The sequence below is a fragment of the Bradyrhizobium sp. genome (assembly GCF_049586575.1).
Classification (GTDB): domain Bacteria; phylum Pseudomonadota; class Alphaproteobacteria; order Rhizobiales; family Xanthobacteraceae; genus Bradyrhizobium.
Map to the genome: position 1 here is coordinate 1 of NZ_JBAVCF010000736.1, position 5323 is coordinate 5323.

4 protein-coding genes are annotated in these 5323 nt (G+C 57.2%); 2 read left to right on the forward strand and 2 right to left on the reverse strand.

Translation table 11 applies throughout. The annotated features are described in order from the left end of the window. Positions 1 to 176 precede the first annotated feature (176 nt). Positions 177 to 1007, forward strand: a complete 831-nt coding sequence (locus WB528_RS26700; RefSeq protein ID WP_423892345.1) for a universal stress protein — start codon at positions 177 to 179, stop codon at positions 1005 to 1007. A gap of 501 nt (positions 1008 to 1508) precedes the next feature. Beyond that, positions 1509 to 2294 carry a Crp/Fnr family transcriptional regulator gene (locus tag WB528_RS26705; RefSeq protein WP_423892346.1) on the forward strand — a complete coding sequence of 262 codons (786 nt, stop codon included), beginning with the start codon at positions 1509 to 1511 and terminating at the stop codon, positions 2292 to 2294. 167 nt (positions 2295 to 2461) lie between these two features. Here the strand turns inward: WB528_RS26705 and WB528_RS26710 are convergent, their stop codons facing one another. Together WB528_RS26710 and WB528_RS26715 are read right to left on the reverse strand one after the other, a co-directional pair. After that, the gene (locus WB528_RS26710; RefSeq protein ID WP_423892347.1) at positions 2462 to 3043 is read right to left on the reverse strand and encodes an MFS transporter; all 582 of its coding nucleotides are present in this window, start codon (positions 3041 to 3043) and stop codon (positions 2462 to 2464) included. A 2068-nt stretch (positions 3044 to 5111) separates the two neighbouring features. After that, a partial coding sequence (locus WB528_RS26715) for a hypothetical protein (protein ID WP_423892348.1) occupies positions 5112 to 5323 on the reverse strand: 212 nt, incomplete at its 5' end.

Consider the following 5323-nt stretch of genomic DNA (forward strand, 5'->3'; position numbering starts at 1 on the left):
GCTGTTGGCTTGTGGTTCGTTGTGAAGGCAATCGGCGACACCTCGGCAACCTGCAGCCAACAACGCTCGACCACAAATTCCAAAATCCAGCGATGCACTGTCAATGGTATTGTATGGGCCATCGCCCGCAATGCCGTTTTGACTGTTCGCATATAACGTCCGTTGGGAGAATAGCGATGATAAAAGACATTGTGCTTAATTTGAGCGCCAAAAAATCTGGGAGTCGCGCGATAGAATACGCGGTTTCGATGGCTAGCACGCTTGAGGCACACATCGCCGGAATTGCCTTCGTCTACGATCCTTTCGATCTGGTTTCGCACCTAGGCTACATTGCGACTGATGTTGTTCAGGAGCAATGGCGCGATTACAAGGCCGAGGCACAGGCGGCCTTAGACCGGTTTAGCCAACTAGCCTCACGGGCCGGCGTCTCGGCTGAGCCGATGATGCTGCGGGCAAGCTTCGCGAGCGTCGGTGATCGCTTCGGCGAGATCGCGCGGCGTTTCGACCTCTCCGTTGTCGATCAAGTCAACTCAGAAAGTAACACGACTGAAGGCGCGATTATCGAAGGTGCATTGTTCGATTCCGGCCGGCCGGTGATCATCGTCCCCTACGTTCACAGGGCGCCGCTTAAGTTCGACCATGTCATGATTTCCTGGGACGGCAGCCGGCCGGCGGCGCGCGCAATCGCCGATTCTATGCCACTCCTTAAACGAGCGGAGCATATCGAAGTGGTCATCGTCGGTAACGAACGAGGCAAGCAAGACGAGGTTGAAGGCGCCGACATCGGCCGCCACCTTGCTCGTCATGGTCTTAACATCGGCGTCCAGCGCATCAGTCACGACAAAATTGATATTGCCGACGCGCTGCTTTCCCATGCTGCCGATAGTAATGCGGATCTCATCGTCATGGGCGGTTATGGACACTCGCGCGTACGCGAGTTCGTGCTAGGTGGTGTAACTCAAAGCACGTTGCACTCGATGACGGTCCCGGTCTTGATGTCGCACTAATTAGCTCTGCGAACTTTCATGGACGTGAGCCAACGGATTACTTTAGCCAGGACAGAAGCCCTCGATCAGATCTGCTTTGCGGAGATCGATGGCATCATATTCCCGCGATCAATTAGCAGCCACGAAACGCTCAACCCGTCGCAATCGATCTCGCGCCGCCGCGGCGCATTTCTAACTGGCGGCGGAGGTGCGTGCGATCCAGTCCTCCACCCGTGGCCGCTATTGGCCCTCGCATGCAATTCGCGGCGGAGGTATGCAATTCATGCGACATCCGGGTTCCTCCCCGTGAAATTTCTGCTAACTCCATAGTCTGATTAGGCTTTCGGCGTTGGGGCTCCTAAGGAGAGACTCCGCTGTGTCGTCCTTTCTCCACATGCGGTTATGTCCTAATGTTAGTTTAGGCTTCAGTCGGCCTCCTGATGCTTCGGCGGGGTCACTTCAGCACTTCCGTCGGCGTCCCTCGGTAAGCACAATAACAAATTGGCATTCGGAGGAGCACTCGTGCGCGTCTCAGTTCCAGTGCCTTCCAAGGCCATCCAAGATCGACTAATCGACAAGCACCCTTTTGTAATTAAGCTTTCGTCCCATGCGCCCCTCAACGCGGATGATGTGAAGGCGCTGGGCCACGCACTCAATCACATGCTAACTGTGAAGAAGGGCAAGGACGTTATTGTCCAGGGTTTTGAATACAAAGGATTGGATATCATCGAAAGCGGCTTTGCTATCCGCTACACGCTGTTACACAAAGGAGGACGACAAATCATTAATACCTTGTTGCCGGGAGACATTGTCGGCTTCCCAGCATCTTTTTTTGACCGCTCGATCTTCTCCGTAATGGCCGCCACCGAGATGAGCCTGCATCGGATGTCGTTCGATACATTTGTCGAGCTTTGCAAAGGAAGGCCCAACATCGCGCTTGCGCTCATATGGTTCGCCGCCCGGGAAGCAGCGGTCTATGCACATCATCTTGTCGATGCTGGCAGACGATCGCCGCTTGAGCGAGTTGCTCATTTTGTTTTGGAGATGCATTTTCGATTGAAAGCCGTCGGATGGGCTTCAGAGAACGCCTTTGAATTACCGCTTTCGCAGGAAGGCATCGGCGACGCGGTCGGGTTGAGCGCGCCTCACGTGAACCGGATGTTCAGCGAGCTCAAGCACGAAGGGTTGATCGCTGTAGAGGGCCATGAGATAAAAATCCTCGATAGAGCTGCGCTACAGATTATCGCGGAATTTGATCCTTCGTACCTTGTGCGCGCGTCATTTCAGCAGCATCAGGCGAAGCGGTAATCACGCATCCCGGCAGCCGCTGCATTACCCAGACGGCGGGTGGGGGTCAGTCTGCAAGTTGAGATGCGCCGCGGCCAGAGTTTTCGGTGACCACCCGCCAAGGGATAAAGAACACCATCTCGCCAGCCGGAAATGTCGGAGCGAGAGCACGCCGCAGACAAGAGAGGTTAATGCGTGGACCGAGATGCTCGCCAACACTCACGGCGTAGCTCCCGCATCATGCCTGCATTCTCCGGAACCAACGCCAGCAAGACGATCCCGCCGACCATAGCGAGTCCTGCGCCGAAGAGAAACACCGCAGCATGTCCGACCTGGTCCCAAAGCCATCCGGCGATGAGGCTGGCCATCAAGCCGAACAAATCAACAATCGTGTTGTACCAACCGATTCCGCTGGCGCGAAGTTGCTCCGGCACGTAGTCGCTTGCCAGAGCTTTCCCAACAGAGCGGAATATCCCCTGATAAAGCCCGTAAAAGATGAACAGCACGGCGATGAGCGCGATGTTGCGGGTCACGGCGATGTCGAGGTAGGTCACGAAGAAGATGGCGAACGCCACGATCAAAATATTTCTCCGGTCCAATTTGTCCGAAAGAGATCCTGCCGGGTAGGGAATCAGCGCAGCCACAAGGTTAAAGCCCGCGTAGATCAGGATCGCCATCGTCAACGAAGCGCCGATATCCTTTCGCCTTGGCGCAGCCAGCCCGCCATCGTGAGCAAGCCGGAAAAATCTACCATCCGGCGGTCCAAACATCGGCCTCACTGCAGGAGCGCCAGTCTCTCAACTTATCGATGGTCCGAAAATCCGGGGGCAGGTCAGCGTCGCAGAGCCTTTAGCCTGCGCGAGTGCGTCCTCCCAGTAAGAGCGACACCAAGCACGATTAATTGGCTTGGGGAAGCCGTTGCAGGCGCATTGTGGTCGAAAATGGCACATCGCGCCCGATTTATCGTTCGCGAAGATCAGTCGTTAGGACCAGGCTTGTGATCCTTGCGGACACTCGGAACGTTCTTTTTATGGATTTCAGCGGGACCTCCGTTCGGCGGCCCGATGAGGCCCGGCGGACAGATTTGCTTCCAAACATAGCGCATTTGCGGCGGCCGCATTTTGTTGCCGCCGACGGCTTCGCGAACGCATTCCCAATGGCAGCCGCTGCGCGTCGCGGACGGCACTCGGCCTCCGCACCGGTAGGGTTGCGCCTGCGCTGATTGCGCAACGCCAATTGCTGCACTGATCACGATTGCCTGCCAGAGAGGCCAGTTTTCTAGCTTGATCATTAGAACCCTCCATACGACTCGCACAGCGTAAAATGCACATCGTTTGTTGATACGGGGATGCGGCGGGAGCAATCGCGATTGCGTTTTCAACCGATTTATGTCGAGACGGCAGCATGCGGTCATTGATTTACGTCAATACGCCCTATCGCGCCCGCGATTGTATCTAGGGTTCATCCCCCATCTGGGTGGTCAGCGGCTCGCTCCACGCGCCTTGGGCAAGGTCGTGACAGATGACCGTCGTGTTTCTCACGCCAAGTTTCTACATCGCCGTGGCCGCGTCCCGCTGATTGGGGCGATGCTCCCACAGATACCGTCGAGCAAGTTGGTTGCGGTGGTAATGATGCCACGGCTGGAACAGGCAGCGCCGGCAGCGCAACCGGGCGCGCCGACTCTGGCGACAGCGCTTCGTCGCCTCGCGGAGCACGCGCTGTCCGGCACAAGCACTCGCCAGCGCAGTGGAGGCAGTAAGCGCAAAGCAGCCAAGATGGCAGAAAAGGCGATCGACCATCTCGTCGACCAGGCCGGGACCGGCGAAGAGCACGCACAGCGCAAACGCCGCCTCATCAAGGGGCCTCGAGAATTTCGCGACCTTCGTCGCGACAAGTCAAAGACGAAAGCTCACCGCAGGCGCTCGCCTGCGTATATTTCGAGGAGGAGCCGGGCCGGCGAACGGCCGCAATCAGAACGAGGCGCAGCGCATTGCAGTGAACATCGCAAAGCTGCCGGAGCTGCTTCGCAAATCGGGATGAAGGATGAAAAAATGCCCCGCTGCGAGCGGGGCAAGGCAAAGGGAGGAACCGCAGGCGACATTACGCCCGCGCGCACACAGTATCGCGGACCGCTTTAAACGCATTTGATGTAGGTCAATTTAGCCAATTCGAGCCACCGCGCTTATCGAGGCCGCTGTCCATAACGTCAGCCTCGACGTTCCTCGGAAACCTTATAATCCTTGAACAGTGTCCACCTTTAGCGGCGTCAACGGCGATTATCCCGGACTTGACATAAGCACTTAGCCATGGGCGCGAGCCGCCGATTTTCTTGTTGAGTGATTTGTGCTGCGGGCTGATCGATAGAGCTCGGGCGGTGGAACTGTACGCAGCTACCGGGTCGCTGCACATCGGCGCCAGCCGCCAGCGCACGGACCAATGCAGATAGCTAGTTGGCGACAACGGTTCGAAAGAGCATGATGTCCGAGGAAGCAGACAATCCTTCCAAGCGGGAAGGCGAACGTGATGACCCGCGACGGACCTCACAATCTGCCAAACTATGATCACTCCAGCTCCAGCTTGACATTAGCGGCGCGGATCACCTTGCCCCCATTTCTTGGGGTTTGCCGGCTAAGCAAGCTAAAAATGCTTGCCGGCCGACATTCGCGAGGCGTGCTTTGAAACTCGGCAGCGAGGGCGGAGGCTGACCATCCGGCCTGAGCGGTGACTGACCTTGCGCTACGTGGCCCGCGCGCGCCTGAGGGCGCGGCATGGTTCGACCGATGACGGCCGATAGAAAATCAGCAGCGGAGTGTGCGCGTAGACCAGGCCTTTCACCGGTCAGTGTTCGGAGGACTTGGGCGCAGCATTCGCAGCGGCCGCCTTTTCGGCTGCCTTGGCAAAGCTCTGATCCAGGATGCTGTTCGGATCGAGCCCCTTCACCTTCGGATTGCTCGGCGCCAGCGCGTCGATATTCGACTGCAGCTGCTGGGCTTCTGGTATCGGCTCCGGTGTCAACACCTGTTTGACGTAGAAGTCATAGGTGAAATCAA

Excerpts from the sequence above, each read along its gene's own strand:
- WB528_RS26710 (WP_423892347.1), bottom strand. The coding sequence starts at position 3,043 with ATGTTTGGACCGCCGGATGGTAGATTTTTCCGGCTTGCTCACGATGGC.
- WB528_RS26700 (WP_423892345.1), top strand. The coding sequence starts at position 177 with ATGATAAAAGACATTGTGCTTAATTTGAGCGCCAAAAAATCTGGGAGT.